Annotated in this window: 4 protein-coding genes; 2 read left to right on the forward strand and 2 right to left on the reverse strand. The window is 69.1% G+C overall.

Annotated elements, in window-relative coordinates; genetic code table 11:
• Positions 1–23: 23 nt before the first annotated feature.
• Complete coding sequence (locus QZ753_RS14555) at positions 24–749, forward strand: L,D-transpeptidase (protein ID WP_294644599.1); 726 nt, start codon at positions 24–26, stop codon at positions 747–749.
• A gap of 28 nt (positions 750–777) precedes the next feature.
• Here QZ753_RS14555 and kynU read toward each other — a convergent pair whose 3' ends face one another.
• Both kynU and QZ753_RS14565 read right to left on the reverse strand, forming a co-directional pair.
• The gene (gene kynU / locus QZ753_RS14560; RefSeq protein ID WP_294644594.1) at positions 778–1,980 is read right to left on the reverse strand and encodes a kynureninase; all 1,203 of its coding nucleotides are present in this window, start codon (positions 1,978–1,980) and stop codon (positions 778–780) included.
• 79 nt (positions 1,981–2,059) lie between these two features.
• Positions 2,060–3,118: a phosphoesterase gene (locus QZ753_RS14565; protein ID WP_294644595.1), complete on the reverse strand. Its 1,059-nt coding sequence runs from the start codon at positions 3,116–3,118 to the stop codon at positions 2,060–2,062.
• 189 nt (positions 3,119–3,307) lie between these two features.
• Between QZ753_RS14565 and QZ753_RS14570 the strand changes: the two genes are divergently transcribed.
• Positions 3,308–3,576 (forward strand): DUF2171 domain-containing protein (locus tag QZ753_RS14570; RefSeq protein WP_294644597.1); only part of this gene is annotated, 269 nt, incomplete at its 3' end.

Below are 3,576 nucleotides of genomic sequence, written 5' to 3' on the forward strand. Positions count from 1 at the left end.
GGTCGCCAAGTTCTGGCTGGATCATGACCGAAGATCGTTCTCCGCGCGCCCTTTCGCGCCGTTCCCTGCTACAGGGTCTCGGCCTCGGCGCCGCCGCCCTCGCCCTGTCCGGGTGCACCACCGACAACCGCGCGCGCATCGCCAATCTGACCCCGTTCAACGGCGGCACCGGCCCGTCCGGCGTCAGCGCGGAATACCTAACCGCCTACGGCCCGATCCAGGACGGTGGCTACACGATCCCCGGCATCGACTTCCGCCGGATGGACCTGCGCTACCTCCGCCGCGAGGTCGCCTATGCCGGTCCGGAAGAGCCGGGCACCATCATCATCGACACGCCGACGCGCTACGCCTACCTCATTCAGCCGGGCGGCACCGCGATGCGCTACGGCGTCGGCATCGGCCGCGACGGGTTCGCCTGGGAGGGCCGGGCGAAGGTCCAGTTCAAGCGCGAGTGGCCGCGCTGGACGCCGCCGGCCGAGATGATCGCGCGCCAGCCGGAACTCGAGATCTATCGCGAAGGGATGGAGCCGGGGCTGAAGAACCCGCTCGGCGCCCGCGCGCTCTACCTCTTCCAGAACGGCCAGGACACGCTCTATCGCCTGCATGGAACGCCGGAGTGGTGGACCATCGGCAAGGCCGTATCGTCGGGCTGCGTGCGGTTCATGAACCACGACATCATCGACCTCTACGACCGCGCGAGTGCCGGCGCGAACGTGATCGTCAATCAGGCGGGCGGCGCGACGGTCTGACCCGTCGCTCCTCCTCCTTCGCCGCCGGTCAGGTCACCTTGTTTCGGCGGCGGAATTCCGGGCGGTCCCAGCGGCCGCTCGCCAGGATCTCGACGAGGATGGCCGCACCGCGCCGCACGTCGTCTTCGCCCAGATAAAGCGGCGTGAAGCCAAAGCGCATGATGTCGGGCGCGCGATAGTCCCCTATCACGCCTTCCGCGATCAGCGCCTGCATCACCGCATAGCCTTCGGCATGACGGAACGAGACCTGCGAACCCCGCTGCGTTGGATCGGCGGGCGACGCGAGCTCAAGGTCCGGAAGCGAGCGGCGGACCTCGGCGTTGAACAGTTCGCCAAGTTCGATGGAACGGGCCCGCAGCGTCTCCATGTCGATCCCCTCCCAGGCGTCGAGCGCCGCGTCGAGGGCGGCCAGCGCCAGGATGGGCGGCGTTCCGACCCGCATCCGCTCGACACCGGCGGCCGGCCTGTACGTCGGCTCGAAGGCGAACGGGGCGTCGTGGCCGAACCAGCCGGACAGGGCGGGACGCACGTCCCCGCCAAGATGCGGGGCGACGTAGATGAAGGCCGGAGCGCCTGGTCCGCCGTTCAGGTATTTGTAGGTGCAGCCTACGGCAAAGTCCGCCCCCGCCGCCGCAAGATCGATCGGCAGCGCACCGGCGGAATGGGCGAGATCCCAGATCACCAGCGCGCCCACCTCGTGGGCCTTGCGCGTCAGTGCGGCCATGTCGTGCAGGCGGCCGGTTCGATAATCGACCTGCGTCAGCATGACGACGGCGACGCTCGGGTCGATCGCAGCCTCCACGGCTTCCGGCTCGACGACGCGGAGCTCGTGGCCGCGGTCGAGCGAAGCGATCAGCCCCTGCGCCATGTAGAGGTCGGTCGGGAAATTGCCGGTGTCCGACAGGATGACTCGCCGGTCGGCCTTGAGGTCCAGCGCCGAGGCCAGCGCCTGGTAGACCTTGATCGACAAGGTATCGCCCATAACGACCGTACCCGCCGGCGCGCCGATCAGGCGGCCGACGCGGTCGCCGACCCGGCGCGGCAGATCGACCCAGCCGGCGCTGTTCCAGGCGCCGATAAGCTGCCCGCCCCATTCGTTCGCGATCACTTCTGCGACGCGTGGCCCCACGCTTTTGGGCAGCGCACCGAGCGAATTACCGTCGAGATAGACGAGGCCGTCGGGAAGGTCGAACAGCGCACGGGTGGTGCGGAAGGGATCGATCGGGGACATGGGCTCCAGTCGCATGGCCGCGCCGGCGCAGGAAGCGTCGTCGCGTGGCGCCCTTCTTGCGCCGGAAGGCGCTGGTCCTTCAAGGGGCGCCGGCCGGCACTTTCATGTCCGGTCCGAAGCCGAGAGCGCCTGCGAACTCGTTCCAGTCCTTGGCGCGCAAGGCTCCGCCCGACGCCGCGCGGTGACCGTTGCCGTACTGCTCGTCGGCGCCTGCCGGACGGACGTCGGCGAGAAACTCGAGGATGTCGCGGTGCGTCGCCGTGCGTGCTGCAAAATGCACCCAGCCCTCGCGATAGCCGGTGTTGGCGGCGATCACGAGTCGATCCTTGAGGCGTCCCCGCCAGGCCTGCGCCACCAAGGGGTGGATCTGGCAGGGCGAGGAGAAGCGGATGATCGCGACATCGCCGACCACCTTCGGAGCGACCTTGCGAGCCTCGTCGAGCGCCGCCGCGACCTCGGCCTTGGCCGCGAGCAGGGAAGCCGTCTCGGGATGGGCGCCAGAGAGAACCGCCTTCGGGCCGTCCGCCCTCTCGAGAAGGCGGAAGGCCGCCGACGCATCGCCGCTCGCGGTGCGTCGGGGCGCGTTGACGAGCGACGTGGCCTTGCGAAGTGCGGTGATGCCGTAACGCGCCCTCGCCTCAGCCATAGCCGGGAACCCTGCCTCGTCGGCGAGGTCGCCGATCAACCCAATCGCGGCCAGCCACAGGAGGTCGTCGGCATCGCCGACCGATTGGGCACAGCGGTAGGCCAGAAGGCTCGACGTCGGGACCGGATCGTCCGCGATGCCGCTGATCGTCAGCGCGTTCGCCGGCCGCCCGGTCGGCACGTGATGATCGACGACGATGGCCGGCACGTCCTCGCGCGGCAGACGGGCGGCGGTGCCGAGATCCGCGATCACCAGCCCGCCGATCCGCAGCCCGGCGAGTTCCTGCCGAAACGCATCCGAATAGGCATTCTCGCCCTTGCCGACGATGCGCACCGATGGCGGTCGACCGGCTCGCGTCATCGCCGCCTTCAAGATCACGCCCGCCGACAAGCCGTCGGCATCGTTGTGGCAGACGAGGAGGGGGTTGGGGCCAAAACCCTGCAGCCGCTCGGCAAACGCCTCCGGTGGGTCGAAGCGACGCTCCTCTTCCATGGTCCTTGCCCTTTCCGGCATGCCTACGGAAGCAGAACGCGCTTTGCCCTACGACGCTCCACCCCGCCTGTTCGCTTGGTCGACCAAGCAGTCCGCCGCAGGACGCCGGAACCGCGCCTTGCGAAACCCCATTGCCAAACCATCGACGGACGGGCGCCCCTGCCCGCCCGGTATGGAGGACATGGGCCCATGGTGGACCGCACGAGTATCGAAGAGCATCAGGACGTGAAGGGATCGGACGGCGGCCACGTCGGGACCGTCGACCACCTCGACGGCGACCGGATCAAGTTGACGAAGACCGACCCCGCGGCCGGTGGCGAGCACCACTTCATCCATCTGGACAGCGTGGACCGCGTGGAAGCGGGCGCGGTGATCCTGAACCGGACGACCGCGCAGGCGCAGGACGAATGGGGGGTCGAAGCCGTCGGCGGCGAACCGGGTTTGGCCGACGAGCACGG

Origin of the sequence: uncultured Aureimonas sp. (assembly GCF_913775355.1) — a bacterium.
Taxonomy (GTDB): domain Bacteria; phylum Pseudomonadota; class Alphaproteobacteria; order Rhizobiales; family Rhizobiaceae; genus Aureimonas.